The sequence below is a fragment of the Dyella sp. 2YAF14 genome (genome assembly GCF_052114725.1).
GTDB lineage: Bacteria > Pseudomonadota > Gammaproteobacteria > Xanthomonadales > Rhodanobacteraceae > Dyella.
Genome location: NZ_JBFRFH010000003.1, coordinates 64,029 through 84,076 on the forward strand (window position 1 = coordinate 64,029; position 20,048 = coordinate 84,076).

Annotated in this window: 16 protein-coding genes; 5 read left to right on the top strand and 11 right to left on the bottom strand. The window is 60.4% G+C overall.

Annotation, left to right across the window (positions count from 1 at the left end):
• Positions 1 to 17: 17 nt before the first annotated feature.
• The 3 genes from AB4Y82_RS06505 to AB4Y82_RS06515 all read right to left on the bottom strand — a co-directional run bounded on the left by AB4Y82_RS06505 (position 18) and on the right by AB4Y82_RS06515 (position 5,320).
• On the bottom strand, positions 18 to 698 hold the full coding sequence (locus AB4Y82_RS06505) for an acid phosphatase (protein ID WP_441611171.1): 681 nt from the start codon (positions 696 to 698) through the stop codon (positions 18 to 20).
• A gap of 26 nt (positions 699 to 724) precedes the next feature.
• Positions 725 to 2,935 (bottom strand): TonB-dependent receptor, encoded by a 2,211-nt coding sequence (locus AB4Y82_RS06510; protein ID WP_441603883.1) that lies wholly within the window; start codon positions 2,933 to 2,935, stop codon positions 725 to 727.
• A 282-nt stretch (positions 2,936 to 3,217) separates the two neighbouring features.
• Positions 3,218 to 5,320: a S9 family peptidase gene (locus tag AB4Y82_RS06515; protein ID WP_441611172.1), complete on the bottom strand. Its 2,103-nt coding sequence runs from the start codon at positions 5,318 to 5,320 to the stop codon at positions 3,218 to 3,220.
• 404 nt (positions 5,321 to 5,724) lie between these two features.
• On the opposite strand from AB4Y82_RS06515, the gene AB4Y82_RS06520 reads away from it, so the two are divergent.
• Positions 5,725 to 7,038, top strand: coding sequence for a hypothetical protein (locus AB4Y82_RS06520; protein ID WP_441603881.1), 1,314 nt, complete (start codon positions 5,725 to 5,727; stop codon positions 7,036 to 7,038).
• A gap of 4 nt (positions 7,039 to 7,042) precedes the next feature.
• Positions 7,043 to 7,810, top strand: coding sequence for a hypothetical protein (locus tag AB4Y82_RS06525; RefSeq protein ID WP_441603880.1), 768 nt, complete (start codon positions 7,043 to 7,045; stop codon positions 7,808 to 7,810).
• An 89-nt stretch (positions 7,811 to 7,899) separates the two neighbouring features.
• Here AB4Y82_RS06525 and AB4Y82_RS06530 read toward each other — a convergent pair whose 3' ends face one another.
• Positions 7,900 to 9,372, bottom strand: coding sequence for a mechanosensitive ion channel domain-containing protein (locus tag AB4Y82_RS06530; protein WP_441611173.1), 1,473 nt, complete (start codon positions 9,370 to 9,372; stop codon positions 7,900 to 7,902).
• A 506-nt stretch (positions 9,373 to 9,878) separates the two neighbouring features.
• On the opposite strand from AB4Y82_RS06530, the gene AB4Y82_RS06535 reads away from it, so the two are divergent.
• Positions 9,879 to 10,778 (top strand): MBL fold metallo-hydrolase, encoded by a 900-nt coding sequence (locus AB4Y82_RS06535; RefSeq protein WP_441611174.1) that lies wholly within the window; start codon positions 9,879 to 9,881, stop codon positions 10,776 to 10,778.
• A gap of 205 nt (positions 10,779 to 10,983) precedes the next feature.
• Here the strand turns inward: AB4Y82_RS06535 and AB4Y82_RS06540 are convergent, their stop codons facing one another.
• A complete protein-coding gene (locus AB4Y82_RS06540; protein ID WP_441611175.1) occupies positions 10,984 to 12,009 on the bottom strand; it encodes an alpha/beta hydrolase in 1,026 nt (341 codons plus the stop codon).
• A gap of 147 nt (positions 12,010 to 12,156) precedes the next feature.
• On the bottom strand, positions 12,157 to 12,399 hold the full coding sequence (locus tag AB4Y82_RS06545; RefSeq protein ID WP_441611222.1) for a YgaP family membrane protein: 243 nt from the start codon (positions 12,397 to 12,399) through the stop codon (positions 12,157 to 12,159).
• Positions 12,400 to 13,152: 753 nt separating this feature from the next.
• Here AB4Y82_RS06545 and AB4Y82_RS06550 point away from each other — a divergent pair.
• Positions 13,153 to 14,052: an N-acyl homoserine lactonase family protein gene (locus AB4Y82_RS06550; RefSeq protein WP_441611176.1), complete on the top strand. Its 900-nt coding sequence runs from the start codon at positions 13,153 to 13,155 to the stop codon at positions 14,050 to 14,052.
• Between the two features lie 129 nt (positions 14,053 to 14,181).
• Positions 14,182 to 14,394, top strand: a complete 213-nt coding sequence (locus AB4Y82_RS06555; protein ID WP_441611177.1) for a hypothetical protein — start codon at positions 14,182 to 14,184, stop codon at positions 14,392 to 14,394.
• Between the two features lie 69 nt (positions 14,395 to 14,463).
• Here the strand turns inward: AB4Y82_RS06555 and AB4Y82_RS06560 are convergent, their stop codons facing one another.
• From AB4Y82_RS06560 to AB4Y82_RS06580, 5 genes are all read right to left on the bottom strand, one after another.
• Complete coding sequence (locus tag AB4Y82_RS06560) at positions 14,464 to 15,015, bottom strand: TetR/AcrR family transcriptional regulator (protein ID WP_441611178.1); 552 nt, start codon at positions 15,013 to 15,015, stop codon at positions 14,464 to 14,466.
• Between the two features lie 22 nt (positions 15,016 to 15,037).
• Positions 15,038 to 15,436 (bottom strand): tautomerase family protein, encoded by a 399-nt coding sequence (locus tag AB4Y82_RS06565; protein ID WP_441611179.1) that lies wholly within the window; start codon positions 15,434 to 15,436, stop codon positions 15,038 to 15,040.
• A 460-nt stretch (positions 15,437 to 15,896) separates the two neighbouring features.
• Positions 15,897 to 18,071 (bottom strand): TonB-dependent receptor family protein, encoded by a 2,175-nt coding sequence (locus AB4Y82_RS06570; protein WP_441611223.1) that lies wholly within the window; start codon positions 18,069 to 18,071, stop codon positions 15,897 to 15,899.
• 51 nt (positions 18,072 to 18,122) lie between these two features.
• Entirely contained in the window at positions 18,123 to 19,433 is a 1,311-nt protein-coding gene (locus AB4Y82_RS06575; RefSeq protein ID WP_441603876.1) for a PQQ-dependent sugar dehydrogenase, read from the bottom strand.
• Positions 19,426 to 19,869: a DUF2231 domain-containing protein gene (locus AB4Y82_RS06580; RefSeq protein WP_441603875.1), complete on the bottom strand. Its 444-nt coding sequence runs from the start codon at positions 19,867 to 19,869 to the stop codon at positions 19,426 to 19,428. The genes AB4Y82_RS06575 and AB4Y82_RS06580 overlap by 8 nt, the downstream gene beginning before the upstream one ends.
• Between the last annotated feature and the right edge of the window lie 179 nt (positions 19,870 to 20,048).

A 20,048-nucleotide genomic window follows, 5' to 3' on the forward strand; every position in this document is an offset into this window, starting at 1 on the left:
CCTGCCTTGAGTGCGTATCAAGGTGTTTGCGGGGGCGATTGCGGCAATTGCAGTGCTGCCCGAAGTTCAGCGCACGCCGCCTGGTAGTCCGCCTGCCAGTCGGCTTGCTGTAGCAACTGCGCACCGATCACGGTTCCGGCCAGGCGCCCGGCCTCCACGTCGCTTGGAAAATGCACGCCCATCACTACGCGATGCTGCGCGTACTGGTCGGCTCGAGCGAATATTTCCGTGCGCTTTTCCGGCACCATGTTGGCAAGCAAGATCGCCGTCGTATAGCCGAAGGTGGCGTGTCCGCTCGGGTAGCTCCAATCGTCCGGCTTTTCCTTGGACAGCGGGTGCACCTGGTCGGACGTCACTGGGGGACGGGGCCGTCGCCAGTAAAGCTTGGCATCCTTCACCTCGGCCTTGTCGAAGTCGGCGACGCGTTCAAAGAATGCGGCCGTCTTCGGCAATGTCGCCGCTTGCATGGCCGGGCCAAGCGTGTCGGCAAAACGGAAAATGGAGCGTTCCATATCCGCTTTCGCTGCCGACTGTTCGTCGGTCGTTCGCGACCGTTGTACGGCGAGCACGGCCTGCAGATCCTGCCTGGCCGCAGCCGAACCTGCTGCCGGGGGAGGCGGCAGCAGGTTCGGCAGTTCGATAGAAGCACGATTCGGGCTGACGCCATCGGCCAGTGCGGGCTGGCCGATCAGCAACATCAACGACAAGAGCGCAAGGCGTTTCATCAGAACAGGTCAGCCGAAATGGTGAAGTTGAAGTTGCGCGCCGGAATGGTCCAGTACAGCGGCGTACTGTCCGCCGCCGTGACGCCGGCCAGCGCGTTGATGTGCGTGTTGTCGAACAGATTGTTGAGCTGCACGCCGATCTTGATGTCCTTCACATCGCTGATGTGGGGATCGAACTTGTAGCTGGCGGCAAAGTTGGTGATCGCATAGCCGCCGATCGGCGTGTCGTCCTCAGCATTGGCCGTGTAATAGGTCTTGCCGACGAACTTGTCGAACAGCGATGCGTAGAAGGGACCGTCGCTATAGATGAAACCAATCGCGGCGGTCTTGTGCGGCGTGTTCGCATTCCACTGGTTGTCGGTGGTCTGGATCGCACGGTTGAGCGAGCCGTTGGCGTAGACGCTGAAGCCTGCGCCGAGCACGTAGGTGCCTTCCAGCTCGAGGCCTTTGTAGTGCACGCCGCCGCCGTTGTAGAACTCGGTGACGCCGCCGACCTTCTGGCTCTGGACGAAATTGTTGAAGTCGATCTTGTACACATCACCCGATACCGTCAGGCGATCGTCGGTCCAGGTGGTGCCGAGCTGGATATTGGTGGTCTTTTCCGGCGCCACGGCGCTATCGGAAACCGCCGGATTGGGCACGTACAGCAGGTTGAGGTTGGGCGCGAGGTAACCCTTGGCCCACTGCGCATAAGCCGTCCAGTTCGAGCTGAAGTTGTAGTGGAAAGAGGCCGAAGGCAGGGTGGCATTCCACTTCTTGGAATAGTCGAGCGGCGTTTCCGTCTTCTGGTTGACCGTTGCGTTCAGATCGCGCTCGAAGTTGTTGTACTTCACGCCGCCAATGACATACGCATTGTCGGTGATGTTCCACTGGTACTCGACGAACGGCTGGATCGTGATCAGCGTGTCGGTCATGCGCCGATCCGCCGAAGCCAGCGCCAGCGAGGACGCGCCGGGCGCGATCACCGGATTGAGCTGGTTGATCGTATCGTCGAACTCATACAGCCAGCGGATGTCGTCCTGGTGGTCGTACCATACGCCGGCGCGCAGTTCGCCAGGGCCCAGTTCCTTGCCCACGCGGAAGATGTCGCCCCACGAACGGTTCGTGTTGCGCATGTGCTGGCCAGGCACGTCGGTGGCGCTATAGAACGTGCCGTTCGGCGTTTCACCGTTCGGATCCAGGCCGTTGAAACCGAAATGGTTGTAGCCGTACGTGTAGACCTTGTTGTCGATCGTCCAGCCATCGAACGCCGAGTGCAGGCCGATGTAACCAAAGTTGGTGTTGATCTCGTCCTTGTTGTAACGGTAGTAGGCCTGGCTGGTCGGGTCGTCGTTCAGCGCATAGTTGTTGCCGTGCTCCGCGATCTGCGCCTTGGTGGCGCCGAACGGCACGTACTGGTTCAGCTCGTTGTCCATGGCGACGAAGGTCAGCGTGGTGTTCTCGCCCAAGGGCTGGACCACCTTGGCGAACACGGTCTGGCGACGCTGGCCGGCAAAGGTGAGGTAACCGTCCGACGAGCTGTTCTGCAGGTTGATCACCGCGCTGGTACCGCTGCTGGTGAAGGCACCCGTATTGATCGTCGCGCCTTCGATCGCCGTTTCCCAGCTGCCCAGGCTGATGTACGGGTTGATGCCGAACTGCTGCTGCGGATTGAGCGAATCCACCGAAATGGTGCCGCCGAAGGTGGCGTTGCCGAGCGTGCCGGCGGTGCCGGGGCCGCGATCCACCGTCACCGAGTTGGTTTGCTGGTTGGTGAAGTACGAAGTGGAGTGGTGCGTGAAGTCGTTGGAGTCCATCCACGGAATGCCATCGAACGTCACGTTGTACTGGCCGTCCTGGAAGCCGCGGATGGAGACGACCGGCGCCTCCATCAGGCCCGAACCGTTCGGCGTCACGGTGTACACGCTCGGCGAGATTTGCGCGATGTCGGTGTAGTCGCCGGTCGGTGGCACATTTTCCTGGATGTAGACGCGGCCGATGGTCGACTGCGGCTCGGTGGCCACCATGGAGGCTTGCGACGGGGCGATCGTGGTCACCGTGTCGGTGCCGGTCACCTGCACCGCATCGAGGCTCTTGGCCTGTTGCGGCGTGGCGCTGGTGTCGGCGGTGGCGTTGTCGCCAGCCCATGCGGGGGAGGCGATCGCGGCGGCCAGGCAAAGAGCAAGCGTGGTGCGGGAGCGCCCGAATAGCGCCGAAATATGCCGTGTCATGGTGTGCCCGTTGTTGATTTTGGGAAGAGGCGACGTGGGGCGACACCGTAATGACGGCAAATGACAATTTGGCAACAAAATGATTATTCGATAATTCGCCAAATAATCGTATTTATTTTCGCTAAGATAATCATAAGATTTGTGAAAGTGATTTTGTAAGGTAAAGCTAAGATTTATTAAAGCGATTTAATAAGCCGGTCGTAAGGATTGCTGTGTCAGGGACTTGCGGTGCTTCGGAGGGGCGGGGCCAACGATGCCGCCGGATGTGGCACCGGATCGACTTCACCGAGCGGCCTGCCTTCGATTCGCGTTCGCAGCGCTGGATGTCCACCGGTCCATCCATTGAAAGACTTCGTCGTACCACTGGATGGTGTCCGCCGCTTTTACTTCGTAGTGCCCTTCGTCGGGGAATACGATCAACCTGGATGGAATATTTCGCTCCTGCAGCGCTGTAAACGCCGCCACGGCTTGCCCACTGGGGCTTCTGAAGTCCTTTTCGCCAGTGATCACCAGCTGCGGCGTTCGCCATTGGGCAACGGCATTGACGGGATTCCAGCGCTCGTAGTCGGCGGGGGCGACGTAGTACGGCTGGTTTCCGAAGTCCCAGTGATCCTGGGCCAGTTCGTCCGTCTCGTAGGTCATCCCGCGTTCGTCGAAGATGCCGTCGTGCTGGACGATGCATTGGAATCGGTCCGGCCAATGGCCTTCGATCCAGTTCATCATGTAGCCGCCGTACGAGGCGCCTACCGCGCAGGCATGATCGCCATCGAGGAAATCGAAGCGCTCGATCGCTGCCGCCAGGCCGCGCTGGATGTCCTCAAGAGGCAGATCACCCCAATGGCGATTGACGGCATCCGTGAACGCCTGGCCGTGCCCCGTGCTTCCATGGAAGTCGATGGAAACCACGCCATAACCGTGTTCCGCATAGAGCGCCAGATTCAACGGCCATCGGGCATACCAGATGTCGCCGAGCGAGGATTGCGGACCACCATGAACAATCAGCGAGACGGGGGCTTTCTTGCCGCGAGCCAGCTCAGGTGGGCGTAGCGCCAGACCCCAAACCTCGTCTCCCTTGGCGCCGATAAATGTGAAACGAAATACCTGTGGCCAGTCGATTCCAGCCAGTTTTTCGGCATTGATATGCGTGAGCCTCTCAAGCTCTCCCGAAGCTTCTCGACGCCACAGATCCGGCGGCTGCGTGAGGCCATCCTTCTTGAGGATCAGCGAACGATCGGGCTCGGCCGCTATCAGCGTGATATGGCCAGAGGCGGTCAGCCGCCGCACGGCACCGCCTTCAACATCGACGATGAACGCAGGATGGTCCAGCGTGTCATTGGCAGTCACGTAGAGCGTTCTCGAATCGGCGGACCAGACGATGGCATCAGGCGACCGATCCCATTCCTGGGTGAGCGGATGAATCATTCCGCTTGCCAGATCACGAAGCCACACCACGCGCCTGTCGTCGGCATAGCCCGGACGCGAGGCCGCGAGCCACGCCAGCCATCGCCCGTCGGGCGACACCGTGGGCAGGTCGTCCGCTGCTGCATTCGCAGCGGTGAGATCGACCGGACCATCGGAGCAGTCTGCTTGCCGGGCGTAGATATCTGCATTGGTTGATAGCGGCTCGATCCGGCCGGAAACTCTTAGCGAGAAATAGATCGTTTTGCCGTCCGGGCTCCACGTCGTCTCCTCTTTTCCGCCGCCAGGCTTGGATGGAACGTCTCCGACCAGCGTGGGCGCAACCGCGCAGCCTCGTCCTGTGACTTGTCCACTGCGCAAACGCATCAGGAATAACTGGGACCGATTGCCGTCTGCCCATTGGTTCCAGTGCCTGATGGGAAGTTGATCGAAGATCCGTGCGCCGCCGATGGCTTGGGGCGCGCCGCCCTTGTCGTCGAGGAATGACGCGTGCGGCCGTCTATCCGCCCAGACGAGAATGGAATCGCCCCGAGGAGCGATGCGAAATCCCCCAAGGCCGTCGGATGCCAAAACGGCCGTTGGTCTGGTGCCATCCATCGCGACCCGAAAGATCGTCGGCGTCGCCGATGGCCGTTCGGACAGGAAGTACAACGCACCGTCCGCCCCAAACTCAGGAGCCGTCGGCGCGGCGTCATCAAGGGTGGTGAGTTTCTCGGGCTTGCCGCCGCTTCGCGTGAGATCAAGGCGCCACAGCGAGCGTTGCGTTCGCTTCGCAAGCAGGTTCTCTGAGGATTGCTCCCATACCAGCCATTGTCCGTCACCCGATACGGTGGCAGCACCGATCTGGGCCAGCTCGACAAGATCCGACTGCGTAAGGGGGCGGGCGAGGGTCGAGTCTGCAAACGCCATCATCAATCCGAAGGCGAAGGCGCATGCCTTCATTCTTTTTGTGCACGCAGGCTTCATTACCGACTCACTCTCGCGGCGACTGGCTGTTACTTGATGCCAGCCTGGAACGGTTGGATGCGTCGGGCGCGAAAATCGATGCCATGACTCTTGACCCATGGGCGACTCGGTCACCAGACATCCTGCGTTCTGAAAGACAGCATGAAGCGCGCTGAAACGTACCGTGCTCCTTCATGTTGGTGAGGCAGTGGCTCCACAGGTGGTTCACAACATCGAAGCGTGTACCGGTGGGTTCCTCGTTCGCTTAAGTTTTTGGCGAGCCCGACCTTCGATTGCCTCGGTCAAGGCCGAGGCGTTACTGGTATGTGAAATGCCATTGGTGCAAGTTGATCAATAGTGAGTTTCCTTGAGAACGCCTGGCGGCGAGCGTTGGAGATTCCCTAGCATCGGCGCAAGATACCAAGTTGTTCGACCACCTCTTGCAGAACGAGCAAGCTAAGACGGGCGATGACTTCGGTTCACCCGGAATTTCATTCCATAGTCGTGTCGAGGGGGTTTTTATGCGCCGCTCAATTATTGCCATGGCCTGCATTTTTGGCCTAGCCGCCCATGCATTCGCCGCAGACGTCAAGTCGATCTCACGACTCGCGGCTGGGCCCGACAACATCCTTTTCGTTGCCGACTGGAAATCCGCGGAAGTTCACGCGATCGAGCTTGCGCCGGCGTCGCCGCAACCTGTGGGGACGACGTTCAATGTCCTCGACCTGGAGGCGCTGCTTTCGCCGCAGGTCGGCGGCGCAAAGGTCACCGTCGAGGACATGGTGGTTCGTCCCAAAACAGCGCAAGTCTACGTAGCGATCAGTTACGGTCCGGATAAGGCGCCGGCGCTGTTTCTCGTGACTAGCGACAAGAAAGCGCACAGGATCGATCTGAAGGCCGCTCATTCAACCTCAATAGCGCTTCGCGACGCCCCTGCGACGAACGAGAAATTCTGGAAGCAAAGTCCTGAGCGCAGCTACACCGTCACCGACATGAAATGGCGTGATGGTGAGCTTTTCGTCGCAGGACTGTCGAACCAGGAGTTCGCATCGACGCTGCGGCGTATCCATTACCCGTTCGACGCCAAGCAGACGATCACCTCCTTGGAGATTTTCCATGGCGGACACGACCAGCTCGAGACGCGCGCGCCGATCCGCGCGATGAGTTTCGCGAACCTTGGCGGGAAGCCCTATCTCGTTGCCGCCTACACGTGCACACCGCTGGTGATCATCCCGCTGGATGATCTGAAAGATGGCGCCCACGTGCGCGGGAAGACGGTGGCCGAACTTGGCTACGGCAATACACCCGCCGATATGGTCTCATTCACGAGTGCCGGGCAGGGGAAGGCCAAGGACTTCCTCATGCTTGTCAACTACAACCGCATAGCGGATGTCATTCCAGTGTCCGAGCTGGACGCAGCACGCGCTCGCCCCGGCATTGAGAAGCAAGTTCCGTACGGGCAGATCACCGGGCTCGATGTGGGGGAGGCCCCGCTTGCTGGCGTGATGCGCCTGGACAATCTCGACGACAAGTCATTTGTCGTCGTTCGCCGTGACCTGCAGCGCGATGCTCTGCAACTGGTCTCCATGGGCAAAGACCTGAGCTTCCGATTGACGGATCACATCTCCGAGTACACGTTTCCCGATTTCAGCTTCAAGGGCAAAAAGCCCCAGCATCAGTACGTCAACATGTTGCTGAAGGATGAAGAGATGCCTGAGTTCATCAAGGCTTCGGACTAGAGCCGTGCGCTGGCGACCATTGCTCTGGGCCCTGGCCCTTGCGGCGGTATGGCAAGTCGCAAGGGCCGGGCAGCCAACGCCGCAGGTCGTTCTCGTCCAGCCCTCGGGCGCCGAGGTTCCCGCCAATCTTCTGCGCCTGTCGGTTGTTTTCGGGGCGCCTGTCGAAGGTGAAGTACTGTCGCGTATCGCCCTGGCACATGCCGACGGACGAACGGTTCGGGAGCCGTTCCTCCCGCAGGAATTGTGGTCGCCCGACGGAAAGATCCTGACTCTTCTGTTGCATCCTGGGCGTGTGAAGACTGGTCTGGTTGCGCGCGAACAATGGGGCCCTATCCTGAGCGAGGGCGACGACATCGTCCTCACTTTCGATGGACGCCCTATCCAGCATTGGCATATAGGCCCCGTGGACGCGAACGGCCCGGTCGTGTCCGCGTGGCGGCTGTCGCAGGTGAGCCCGGGTTCACGACAGCCTCTCGTCGTCACCCTCGATGCTCCGATCGACGGTCGCGATGTTGACTACCTGGTCGTGGTTGGGGCTGACGATCGACTTGTCGAAGGCAGGGCTCAATTGCTCAAAGGCGAAACGACCTGGACGTTCACGCCAGGCGCGGCGTGGCATCCGGGTGAATATCGACTCGTCATTCGAGGCACGCTGGAAGACCCTTCCGGAAATCGGCTTGGTGGTCACTTTGAAACGCCCATGGATTCCCCGCAACCGATCGCGACGGATGCCTCCATTGCCTTCAGGCTAGGCAGCGATCAGGCGTTGTAGGCATTGCCGTCAGTGAAGCGGCCGGCATTCCAACCAAGGCGAGAAACCGGCAGGACTCAATCAGCGACATCACGAGAGAGCATCGCCTGCTATTTCCGCGCGACGCCATGCAGCCGCCGCAAGCCATCCATCAACTTCTGGAATATCCCTTCCTTTTCGCTTGCCTGATGGGTGCTTCCCCTCAGCAGCTCGGCTTCCTGCGCCTGAAACGCGAGCAGGTCGCTGAGCATGGATTTCGCGAGCTCTGGAAACTCTTGAAGTAGCGGAGTGACCGCATCCTTGTTTAGCCGAATAACCGAAACAGCGCTTAGCGCCTGAAGTCTGATGCCGGAACTCACCCCCGTAAGGATGCTGGACCGGCCAACGGCATCACCCGGCGCCAATCTTCGCAGCTCGATGTTTCCTTCCTCGCGCGGAGCCAGCAGGACGGCGACTCCGGATGCCACGATACAAAGCGCTCTTTCGTCATCCGGGCAATCAGAGCTGACGTCGTAGATCATTTCTCCTGCGGAAAACGCCTGCCTTACGGAGGCAACAGCCAACTGTTCGATCTGTGCCGCGCTCAGGGACTTGAACATCTCGATATTGCGTAGAAGTCTCTCCGGGTTGCCCGTGAACTCATCGCTTTGCTGCTCTTGCCCGAGGCAGATGCCATGGGCGTTCAAATGCCGATGGACCTGATCGATGACCTGATTCTGCGCGCCCGTCTTCTTGTTGGCCGACGCAACGTAGACCAGGATTTCGTATTCGATGAATTTTCTGTGTATCCCGAGCGCAGAGACCACGGGTGCGGGATGAGCCAGGACGTCAGTCGTGCTGCTGATGGCGTCCTCCAGGGCGGAAATCACCAGTGCAGGCCGAATGGCTGGCGACAGACGAATTCGCACGGTGATGCCGTGAATCTGGGGTGGGCGACTCAAGTTGACGATGTTGGCTTTGGCAGCCACGCTGTTTGGCACCAGCACATAATTGCCACGACTGTTCAGTAACGTCGTGGCCCGCCAGGTCCTGTCGATGACATTGCCCTGGGTGTCACCGATGGTTACCGAGTCGCCAACTTGAAACGGCTGGGTCGCATTGAGCACGACGCCGGAAAATACGTCGCTCAATGTGCTCTGGACGGCAAGACCGACGATGATTGCCATGGCGCCTGAGGTGGCGAGCAGCCCGCCCACGGGAAGCTCAAGGACATAGGCCACCGCGGCGACTGCTGCGGCAACAAAGACGATTGCCCTCAGTATGTCCTGGAACAATCGCTCACGTTGCAATGCGGATGGAAGAACGATTTTTCCAAGCACGGCGGCCGAGATCTGCGCGAGCTGCAGCCACCAGAGGAATTCGACCGCTTGTGCCAGGAGATGCCGTACGGTTCGGTCTGGCCAGGGAGCGACTTGAAATGGACTCAGTCGTGCGGTCCACAAAACATAGCTGAGCAGCAGGAAGAGACTCAGTCGTATCCCAAAACGGGCCCACTCCTGGCTGAGCTTCAGGAAGCGCCACGCCAGGAAATCCAGAAGCAAGACGCCAAAGCCAAGCAGCATTCCGCGGTCGGTGGGGTTCATGGCAGCCACTATCTGGTGAGTTGGACCCGTTCCTGCGTCCTTCCCCTTGTATTTCGATTCGATTTGGGCGAGGCATTGTCCCACCCGCAGGGGTGTTGGCGGTGTCTAGGGCCGGGACCAGGGTGGAAATGACATGCAGGCCTCTTTGAAGGGAGCGGGGTGCATGGGCCGACAAACGCCCACTTGGTCTGCACCATCGTTGTCACCACGCCAACTGATCGACCCATCAAACGACATCGACGGGCATGACGCCTGCCGAGCCACACGATCGTCTTGTCGCCCTGGATGGGTAAGCTTTTGGCAATGCGTTAGTGACTTGTGTAGCGCAGTCTTTCGACGCTGCCCCGCTCAAGCGGAACCATGAAAACCATGTGATTGCCGCGAGCAAAGGAGAAGATGGGAACGTGACACTTGTAGGCAATAGCGATCGGGCGCGACAATCGGACTTCCGCTCGCGGTTGTGCAGGCAACGAGTCTGCTGACAATACGGTTGGAAGGAGACAAGCATGAGCTTGGATTCAACTTCTCGCCCCGATAGGCAAAGTCTCGCCGCCTTGGTCCCATCGCGTTACGCGCTACAGGTTGGTGACATTGAGGTCTTGGTGATCAGCGACGGTGTGCTGCCGCTGCCGCCCGAGACGCTGGCTACGAATGCCGAGCCGGCCGAGCTCGCGGCCTGGCTGGACGAAAGACTTCTCCCATCGGACGTGTTCAAGTGGCCAGTGAACGTGGTCGTGGCCCGCAGCGGCGATCGGACTGTGCTCATCGACTCTGGCATAGGCGATGAGTTCACGCCCTCCGGATTATTGGCAGACCGTCTCATGGCCGCCGGTATCGATCCCGCATCCGTGACCGACGTGGTGATCACTCACCTGCACGTGGACCATGTTGGCGGGCTGCTTGGCGAAGGGCTGAAAGGTCGGTTGCGTCCGGGTGTGCCGATCCACCTAGCAGCCGCCGAGATTGAGTTCTGGAAGTCGCCCGATTTCTCCCGAAACACATTTGGCGGAATGTCCGAGGTGCTACGGTCGGCCGAAGAGCGGTTTGTCACCGTTTACCGCAGCCAGCTGCGGCCGTTCGAGATGGAGTACGAGGTGGCGCCAGGGGTCGTCGTCAGCCGCACTGGCGGCCATACCCCCGGGCACAGCGTCGTGCGCGTGGCGTCTGGGGGCGACCGATTCACGTTCCTTGGCGATGCGGTGTTTCAGGACCATTTCGACCGCCCCGAGTGGTACAACGCCTTCGATCACGACCCCGAGGAAGCCGTCCGCGTGCGGGTTCGACTCTTGCGAGAACTCGCGCGAACGCGGGAGCCGGCGGTGGCCGCGCATGTGTCGTTTCCCTATTGCCGGGTGGCGGTCGACGGCGATGTCTTCCGTTGGGTACCGACTCTCTGGGAGTACTGACCGCTTGTTGGGTCAAGCCGGAGCAGCTCGTGAATTGCAAGAGGCATCGGAGGCATGAGTCTCCCTGGATGGCATCGCCTCCTTACGACAAAGTGCCTGCTTCCTGCCTCAGGTCTCAACCGAGAGCGGGCACTCCATGAAGAGAATCCTCGATGCGTGCCACCCCAACGCTCGTGTGGCACGCATCGACCACTTACCCTGTGTACTACTTGCTCAGATTTTGCTTGAGGAAGTCCACACCTTGTTGGATCGCGGCCCGCGATGCAGGCGTGTTTGCGATCGGATTTAGCAGCATGAAGTCGTGAATCGTGCCGTTGTAGCGCACGCTGGTCACACGTACGCCGGCTTCAGACAAGTGGCGTGCATAGGTTTCACCTTCATCACGAAGCACGTCATTTTCGTCGGTCAGGAGCAGCGCGGTCGGCAATCCGCTCAACTGTTCCTTGGTTGCGTTGATGGGCGAGGCGTGAATATCCTTCCTCAGCGTGGCGTCCGGTAGATACGCATCCCAGAACCACTTCATGGCCTTGGCCGTCAGCCACGGACCCTCAGCAAACTGGCTATACGACGCGGTCGACATGCTCGCATCGGTCACCGGATAGAACATGGCCTGTGCGCGCAGGGCGGGTCCCTTTCTTTCCTTGGCGAGCAGCGCCACTGCTGCCACAGCGTTGCCGCCCACGCTTTCGCCTGCGATGGCGAGACGCGACGGATCTATGTCGAACTCGCCCGCATGTTCGGCGACGTACTTGAGCGCGGCGTAGTCTTCTTCGATCGCAACGGGGTAATGCACTTCCGGTGAGCGGTCATACTCCACAAAAACGAAGCTTGCCCCGGTGCCGACGGCCAGCTCACGAACCAGGCGCTCGTGCGTGTTGAAGTCGCCAAGGACCCAGCCACCGCCGTGGAAGTACAGAACCCCGGGCAATACACCCTTGGCGCCATGCGGACGGACCACCACGATATTGGTGCGACCATTGGGGCCTACGGCAATAGTGCGATGGACCACATCGGCGGCAGGCATGCTGACAGGGACAGATGTCTGCGCGCCGGCGAGGACCTTGCGAGCCGCGTCAGGCGGCAATGTGTAGAGCGGTGGCCCACCTGCAGATGCCAGGCCGTCGATGAATTTCTGTGTGACCGGCTCAAGGGGGATGTCGGACGCTATGGCGGACCCAAGGGAGGCGGCCGTGAGCGACACGCCAAAAATGACTTTGTTGAACTGATTCATGATTTACACCGTGATTCTTGCGGACGATTTAACGCCAAGGTGTACGTTCGTTCACCTTGCTTTGGTTTGATTACCTACTGAGCAAGCCTGTCTCTACGATCGAGCGCCTGAGCAATGGCAGGAGGCCGTCAGCGACGCGGCTGACTGTCACCATCGAGCATCGGATCGTTTATGGCTCCGAGCTATACGCCGACCTGCCAGCGCGCATGCCGGGCAGAAGCCCACGACACCTGTTATGCCGAAACCAATGCAAGTCAAGGCGCCGATCCAGTTCCAGGGTGAGGGGAGAAGCGCAGCACTCGCAATGGCGAAGGTAATCGCGAGGCTGATTCGGATGGCCCTCTCCCAGTCAGGTACATTTTTTACGAAGAATGCAGCTTTAAAGAACATCTGAGCGTTTCCAGTGAGGACAGACAACTTGTTGATGATTTGCTGGAGCAACTGCTTCGGTAGCCCGGCGTGGACAGGGACGTCGAAAGAAGAACGGCCGCTGGTATAGATCAAAGCGTAGGTTTCGCCTGGGGACGGTGCTAGCCATACCGGAGTGATGACGGTGTTGCCTAACGCGCATCAATCACTGGACGACTGCATGGGAATGCCCGCCACCCATCGGCACCACCTTGAGCGCTTCAATGGCCTTCGGGCTCACGTCGCCGGGAAGGGTTTAGTTCTACTCCTCGAACGGAGAATTGAGCAGCGAGTCTACGAGTGAGGGTGGGTGGTAGCCGGGGACAAAGCGCAGGCCAAAATCGCGGGCAAAATTGTCGTATGTTGTCTCGGGTCACGAAGAAGGGAAGGGTGGCTCTGAACTCGCGCGGCCGCCGAGCAGCGGTGATCAGGGCTCATTATCGGGGGTATGGATAAGGTGTTTGGCGCACTTCGCCAATACTCGCACGCCGGTTGCGCGACCCCGAATCGTCGTGGACTTTGGGCCTGCCTTAGGCCTCTTGAAGTGCTTTTAAAGCAACGACGGAGCACACCGATTGCGGGGATGGTCTGGCCTTCCGCGTCACGCTCTGTTCGCGCTCCGATACCAAGGTGCGATCGTTCGATCTGATCTGTTGTGATGCTATGGCGAAGGGGCGGCCGGCCAGTTGCGTGATGGCCATTCGCTGCGCTTTTCAATTCGACGAGGATACAGTCATGGTGAGACAAGCGAAGGTAACGGCCATGTTGGCTATGGCGGCCGGGTTGATTCTGATGATGGGGGTGGCCGGTGCGAGCGCCGCCTCGCCATTACCCGATCCTTCAACTGCCGGCGTAGCTGAGCGCCTCTATCGCTTGGATTGCGGCCACTCGCTTGCGAATGACGAGTCGGTATGGACTCCGGGAAAAAACGTTGGGCGAGACATTGAATTCTCGTCAACTTGCTGGCTGATCAAGCACGGGTCTCAATGGTTGCTCTGGGACACGGGTGTTCCCGAGGCTACGCTCAACGATCCACGAGGCTGGTCGACACTACCCAAGTTGATCGTGTATCACCTGGACAAATCATTGACCAGCCAGCTTGCCGCGATTGGTCTGAAACCCGGCGATATCACTTATGTCGCCGTATCTCACACGCATGGAGACCATATAGGCAACGTCAATCTGTTCCCTGAGGCTACGGTCTTGATCCAGCGGGCTGAATACAACTGGATCCATTCCAGCAACGGACCCAACGAAAACGTCAATCAGTTGATGGCCTTGGCGCGCAAGCTCCTCGGTACGCCGAAAAAGTTGCAGCTACTCGATGGTGACACTGACGTGTTCGGTGACGGAAGCGTCGTTCTGATTTCCACACCCGGGCACACCCCCGGCAGCCAGTCGCTGTTGGTGCACCTGAAGAAATCCGGATTCATCATCCTGTCCGGTGATGTCGCCCATTCTGCGGAAAACCTTCGGAACGACGTAGTGCCCACCCTTAATACGGATCGCGCGGCTTCCATCGCATCGATGGAAGAAATCAAGCGGTTGATCGCCACGTACAAAGCAACGATCTTCATCAACCACGATAAGAAGCAAACCGACACGCTCAAGTTGCTACCTGCCTTTTACGATTAGTGCTATCAGCACCTTCACTCGAGACACTCAACCGCGGAAAGGCGCCCGATCGCGTTGGCGGGCGTCGGGTTCTCCCTCTGAGGATTGTCGGTCTCAGGCTGTGAGAAAGACACAAGATAGGTTTCGCCCATGGATACTCGCGCCCAACTCCAGAAAGCCTTGAACCGCATTGAGGCCTTTCTCCCAGGCCTTCTTGATTCGCATCCCGATCCTGCGGACTTCTGGCCTGCCTTTGCCGGCGAAGCCGACGTTATTCTTGAGGGCGCACCACCTCACGAGCAGGAGTGGGTCGCGGACAGGCTCGAGAGTATGCTGAACTTCCACGGGGCGCCCGCCCCGTAAAGGGGGCCGTGACGTAGCCACCATTTTGGACAGTTGCAAAGGCGACCGATAAGATTTCGATCGATGCGCTCATTGCAACGTTGATCCAGAGACGTTGGAAATGAGGGCCAGGGCTCCGTCGGCAGCCTGGCGCATTAATGCTTCGTCCTGGAATGTTCGCGCGAGGACGTAACCGCCCTGAACGAGCGCGGTGAGAGAGACAGCCAGGCTCTCGGGATCGAGGCGCGCCTCCAGTGATCCTTCCGCTTGTGCCTGAGCGAGTGACTGCGCGAGGTGGTTACGGACGGTATCAAAATAAGCCGCCACCGGTCGCCGAAGTTCTTCATGTTCGATGGAGGCCTCGTGAACCAGGCGCCCAAGCCGACAGCCGCGGAAGGCCTCACGCTTCAGCAGAAGATAGGCTCGAACAACTTCCAGCGGCGGGAGGTCGGCCGAAAAAATTTCATCCAGATGTGCGATCTCCACCGCCGCCGCTTCGTCCAGCGCCGCCTGCGCTATCGCCAGCTTCGAAGGAAAGTGGTGGTAGAGGCTGCCAGGCTTGGCGCCACTTCGGGCTTGAATGTCGCGAGGCGACATGGCTTCGTAGCCCACTTCCCAAAGTAGCTCTTTCGTGGCGTCCAAGAGCTGATCGCGTTTCGACGGCTTAGGCACCTGCGGACACCGCTCGGTTGATCGATTCTGCGGGAAAGCGCGGCAGGTTCGGATCCACTTCTTGGAAAATGAACAGGACGTCTTGAGGCGCCAGATGCAGGCGCTCGCCAAACAGTCGGACCGCTTCCTCCGCCATGGTGGCGGCGGTTTCTGTTGGCCTCCCTTTGGAGATGATGACCTCTACGACCATGAAGCGATCGGTTCTGTCCGCTGTGTAGTCGGGGAAACGGGCATCCACCTGAAGGTCATCCGGGCCGACTTCAAGAAAGCGGTGGAAGCGATCATCCCGGTGAAAGCCGGCAGCCACCTGAGCTTCCAGCATGGCCGCAGACAAGTGGGATTTGTCGGCACTGCTGAGGCCGCGCCGCACGGTGAAGGTTACAAAAGGCATCACAAGTCTCCACAGGTCTAAGGTATGCCGATGACGCTGGTGCACTGCGTCACCTTCGCCTCCCAATCTAGCGCAATTTGAGCTATTGGTATGTCAAATAAAATTGAAGGACAGTTTGGCAAGCCCAGCAAAAAAATGCGGCGCCAATCGTGAATTTTTACTGCTTCCTAGCTGGTCGGCACGCCGGTTGAGTCTTCGGCGATAGGTACTGAGAAATATCTTGGGGCCACGCGCAACCGTCATCGGCCTGAACGCGGGGCTGCCGAGCGCCGGCTTCCGCCATAGAGCGGACCTCGTTGATCGTGAAAGGAGTGGGCGGTCGCGCTGAGTTCGCGCGGCCGCCGGGCGGCGTCGATTAGGGCAAGGCATCGTGGGTACGGCGATCGCTCGACCGCCTGAAATCCCAGTCACAGCGCATCAGGTCTCAGCTAGCACTCAAGGCTACGTGGCGATGGTCGTTTCAGAAACGGAGACGCGCGCCAAACATCATGCTGCGATCGGGCCCCGGCTCGAAGTAGCGACCATTGCCATCGTTGACTATGACCGAGCCGATGTAGCGGCGGTTGGCGAGATTGTTGACGCGAGCGCTGAGGTCGAGCCGGGTGGTGTCGCTGAGGTTGAACGTGTAACCCGCATCCACGTCGATCAGGCCATAACCAGCCGCGCGCTGCGTGTCGATGTCATTGACGGTGACCGAGCCTACGCCGGTCACCGTGACACCCTCGCGCCAACCGCTGCCGTTGCCGTGTTCCAGCCTCAGCGAGCCGTAATCCTCGGGCACGCCGGGAATGCGTGAGTCCGCGGCCACCGGCGTGGTCGGCACCGGGCAGGGCGTGGTTGTGCAGGTGAGGAAGCCATCGAGGAAGCGCGCCTTGAGATGGGTGTAGCCGACGCTGAGCCGCCAGTCCGGCGCCAGCTCGCCGGTAGCGGATAGCTCGACGCCCTGGCGACGCGTGTGCCCGACATTCTGGTAGGTGGCGCGTCCATTGATGTTGGTGGCCACCGTGAGTTCATCGTGCGTGTCAGCGCGAAACGCTGCAGCATCGAGCTCGATGCCGCGGGTGATCTGCCACTTGGCGCCGACCTCGTCATTGTGGCTGCGGGCCGGTTTCAGGTTGAAGGCGAGGCCAGCCTGTCCGTCGCTGCGATAACCCAACTCGTCGTAACTGGGCGTCTCGAAACCGTTGCCGACGCTGGCGTAGAGCCGCAGGTCATCGCTTGGACGATATTGCAGACCAAGCACCGGCGTGGTGGCGCTGTAGTTGACGTGGCCGCTGTCGTCGGGATTGCTCGGGGTGATGTAGAAGTCGTGTTCGGTGAAGCGCACCTCATCGTGGCGCAGTCCCAGCAGCACCGACCACCGTGGCGTGAAGTGCCAGTAGAACTGCGCGTATTGCGCCACGTTGTCGACGTTGTCGTCCTCATTTCGGCGCAGTGCGCCCATCACGCCCAGCGTGCTGCCGACGAAGTTCTCGTAACCGGTGCGGTGCTGGATCTGGTAGTCGCCGCTGGCGCCGAGCACGGTTTCGTAGTCACCGCCACCGAGCTCGCCCCGATGGGTCCAGCGCAGATCAGCACCACCATAGTGCGTTTCCGGAGATACCACGCCGCCCGACTGCAGGGGGTTGGCCTGCACCGACGGCGGAATCGACAGATATTGAGTGATGTCGCGCTGGCCGTAGTACACCATCGCGCGTAGCTCATCGGCGTGGCTCAGCGCCTGCTCGTAAATGAGCCCGAGCTGGTTCTGCTCGGCGCTTTTGCGCGTGTTGTATTGCGTGGCCACCGCGGTGGCTTGGCGCGGATTCTGGTCGACCTGCGCGCGGGTCAACCCGAGTGGATCCTGCGCTTCAGGTTGACTGAATCGGTTCAGTACGACGGTCAGCTTGCGTTGCTCGCCCAGATCGATGCCGAACTTGGCGTTGTCCGATTCGCGTCGCACGCGGCTGTGCTCGCGATAGCCGCCGGAGAGAAACTCCGAAGCGGCGATGTTGTAGTCGACCGGGCCTATGATGCCGCGCGTATCGGCCGAGAAACGGAAACTGTCATAACTGCCGCCGTATACACCAAGCGTGGTCTGCGGCACGGTGGTGCCGTCGGCGCTGTACAGCTGCACCACGCCGCCGGCGGCATTGCCGTAGAGCACCGAGAATGGTCCACGCAACACCTCTACACGGTCGGCCGAGTCGAGATTGAACTGCGACACCTGGCCTTGGCCGTCTGGCAGCGTGGCAGGCATACCATCCATGTAGACGCGGATGCTGCGCACGCCGAACGTGGCACGCGAGCCAAAACCGCGTATCGAGATCTGCTCGTCCTGCGCGTAGTTCTGCCGGTCGCGCGCGAGGATGCCTGGCACGCCGGCCAACACCTCGGAGAAGTTCACGCCGGGTCGGCCGGCGTTGCCGGGATCCACCTGCACCACACTGAGCGCAGCGGGCACGTCGAACGGCGGGATATCGAGGCGGCTGGCATTGACCTCGATCGCGGGCAGGGTGGTCTGCGCGGCATTCGTCTGCGCATGCACTGGCAAGGCCGCCGACAACGCCAGCGCAGCGGCCAGCGGTGTCTTGGTCAGGCTACGCAGGGTTGCCTGATATCCGCGGCCCGCTGCGTTCAATGCGACATAGGTCAGATCCGTCACTGGTTCATTCCAGAATTGCGCCCGTTCCACCGACGTTTCACCTTAGCTCCTGGTCACCCGCCAGACGGTGTTGCCAACATCGTCCGCGATGAGCAACGCGCCATCTGCGTCTTGCGCGAGTCCGACCGGGGCACCGTAGAGCTGCGACTCATCCTTCGAGTAGAAGCCAGCCACGACAGGCTCGGGCACACCAACTGGCTTGCCATCCTTGAAGGCGACAAAGACGACCTGGTAGCCACTCAGCGGCGAACGGTCCCAGCTGCCGTGTTCGCTGATGAACGCACCGCCCTGATAGTTCACAGGCAACGCGTTGCTGTTGGAGATCAGCAGGCCCAGCGGTGCGACATGGGAGCCGATGGAGTAGTCGGGTTTGATGGCCTTCGCCACCAGATCCGGTCGCTGCGGCATGGCGCGCGTGTCGACGTGCTGACCAAAATAGCTGTAGGGCCAGCCGTAGAACCCGCCTTCCTGCACGGAGGTCAGATAGTCCGGCACGAGGTCGGCGCCGATTTCGTCGCGCTCATTGGCGATGGCCCAGAGCTTGCCGGTTTGCGGATCCCACTGCAGTCCGGTCGGGTTGCGGATGCCCGAAGCGTAGATGCGGCTCGCGCCGGAAGCCACTTCGACTTCCAGGATATCGGCGCGCCGGTATTCCACTTCCAGGCCGTTCTCGGTGATGTTGCTGTTGGAGCCGACGCCGACGTACAGCTTGCTGCCGTCTGGGCTGGCCAGCAGGGACTTGGTCCAGTGATGGTTGATGGTGCCGGGCAGGTCGGCGAAGAGCACGCCAGGCGCAGTGATCTGCGTTTCGCCGCTCACGTACGGAAACTTCACGATGCCGTCGGTGTTGGCGACATAGAGCCAATCACCGATCAACTGCACGCCGAAGGGCGAGTTCAGGTGTGCGATGAAGATGTGCTGTTCCCACTCACCGGTGTCGCGGTTCTTGCGCAGCAAGGTGATCCGGTTGCCGCCCTTGGCGCCCTTGCCGGAGCGGTTTTTCACCATGCCGGCAATCAGCTGCTTGGGCGTGGTCACCGGTTCGGTGCCGGGGCCGTTGGACTCCACCACCAGCACGTCGTCGTTAGGCAAGACATAAAGCTGACGCGGATGGATGAGTCCGCTGGCGATCGGTTCGATCTTCAGTCCGTCCGCCACAGTGGGCGCTTGGCCGTGCTTCCAGCCGACGCCATCGGGAACCTGCATCGGCGGGACCAGGAAGCTTTGAGCCGAGGGCAGTGATGGGTCGCCGCCCGACTGCTGTGCGGGCTCGAAGGATGCCTTCTCGCTGCATCCACCCAGGATAGCCACGAAGGCCAGCGCCAACGCGCTCTGATTGACGAGCTTACTCATGGACGAGATTCCCCGAGGTGGAGTGCTGGGCAGCCATGACGAGATGGCCGATGGCAAGGAACGTGACCGTGCAGACCGAGAGCCAGACGCCGGCGGGAACCATCGCGTAGGCATCGCGGCTATGCACGAAGGCATTGACGATCGCAGCGGCAATGGCCACCAGGTTGAGCCAGAAGTCGAGCTTGTCCGAGCCCATGGCGGTGCGCCGGGAGGTGATCCACACCTGCACCAGATTCAGCACGCGCGGGACGATCGCAAACAGCAGCCCGAACGTGATCAACCAGGCGGCGCCCTTGCCCCACAAAATGATGGCACTGCGCGCATAGATGACGTCGAAGATCAACGCGCCGACGAAGAGGCCGAACGGAATCGGGTTCAGCAGGCCATAGATGGCCCTGGCCACCATGGAGGGGCGCGAAGCGACAAGAGAGTTCATGGAGTTCTTCTCGTTGGGATGGACGAACCAAGCGCATGTCAGGAGCGTTCGGCATGCGCTCCCAAGGCTTGCCTAAAGGTCTATCTTGCGGAGTCGGGAGGGGCCGCGACATGTCGATCGGTCGCTTGTAAGGCGCATGACAAGCAGACGACGGATCAGAACAGCAAGCGGCACGGGTC

Excerpts from the sequence above, each read along its gene's own strand:
- AB4Y82_RS06550 (WP_441611176.1), top strand. The coding sequence starts at position 13,153 with ATGGTGAGACAAGCGAAGGTAACGGCCATGTTGGCTATGGCGGCCGGG.
- AB4Y82_RS06530 (WP_441611173.1), bottom strand. The coding sequence starts at position 9,372 with ATGAACCCCACCGACCGCGGAATGCTGCTTGGCTTTGGCGTCTTGCTT.
- AB4Y82_RS06555 (WP_441611177.1), top strand. The coding sequence starts at position 14,182 with ATGGATACTCGCGCCCAACTCCAGAAAGCCTTGAACCGCATTGAGGCC.
- AB4Y82_RS06515 (WP_441611172.1), bottom strand. The coding sequence starts at position 5,320 with ATGAAGCCTGCGTGCACAAAAAGAATGAAGGCATGCGCCTTCGCCTTC.
- AB4Y82_RS06510 (WP_441603883.1), bottom strand. The coding sequence starts at position 2,935 with ATGACACGGCATATTTCGGCGCTATTCGGGCGCTCCCGCACCACGCTT.
- AB4Y82_RS06575 (WP_441603876.1), bottom strand. The coding sequence starts at position 19,433 with ATGAGTAAGCTCGTCAATCAGAGCGCGTTGGCGCTGGCCTTCGTGGCT.
- AB4Y82_RS06545 (WP_441611222.1), bottom strand. The coding sequence starts at position 12,399 with ATGTTCTTTAAAGCTGCATTCTTCGTAAAAAATGTACCTGACTGGGAG.
- AB4Y82_RS06505 (WP_441611171.1), bottom strand. The coding sequence starts at position 698 with ATGTTGCTGATCGGCCAGCCCGCACTGGCCGATGGCGTCAGCCCGAAT.
- AB4Y82_RS06535 (WP_441611174.1), top strand. The coding sequence starts at position 9,879 with ATGAGCTTGGATTCAACTTCTCGCCCCGATAGGCAAAGTCTCGCCGCC.
- AB4Y82_RS06540 (WP_441611175.1), bottom strand. The coding sequence starts at position 12,009 with ATGAATCAGTTCAACAAAGTCATTTTTGGCGTGTCGCTCACGGCCGCC.
- AB4Y82_RS06565 (WP_441611179.1), bottom strand. The coding sequence starts at position 15,436 with ATGCCTTTTGTAACCTTCACCGTGCGGCGCGGCCTCAGCAGTGCCGAC.
- AB4Y82_RS06580 (WP_441603875.1), bottom strand. The coding sequence starts at position 19,869 with ATGAACTCTCTTGTCGCTTCGCGCCCCTCCATGGTGGCCAGGGCCATC.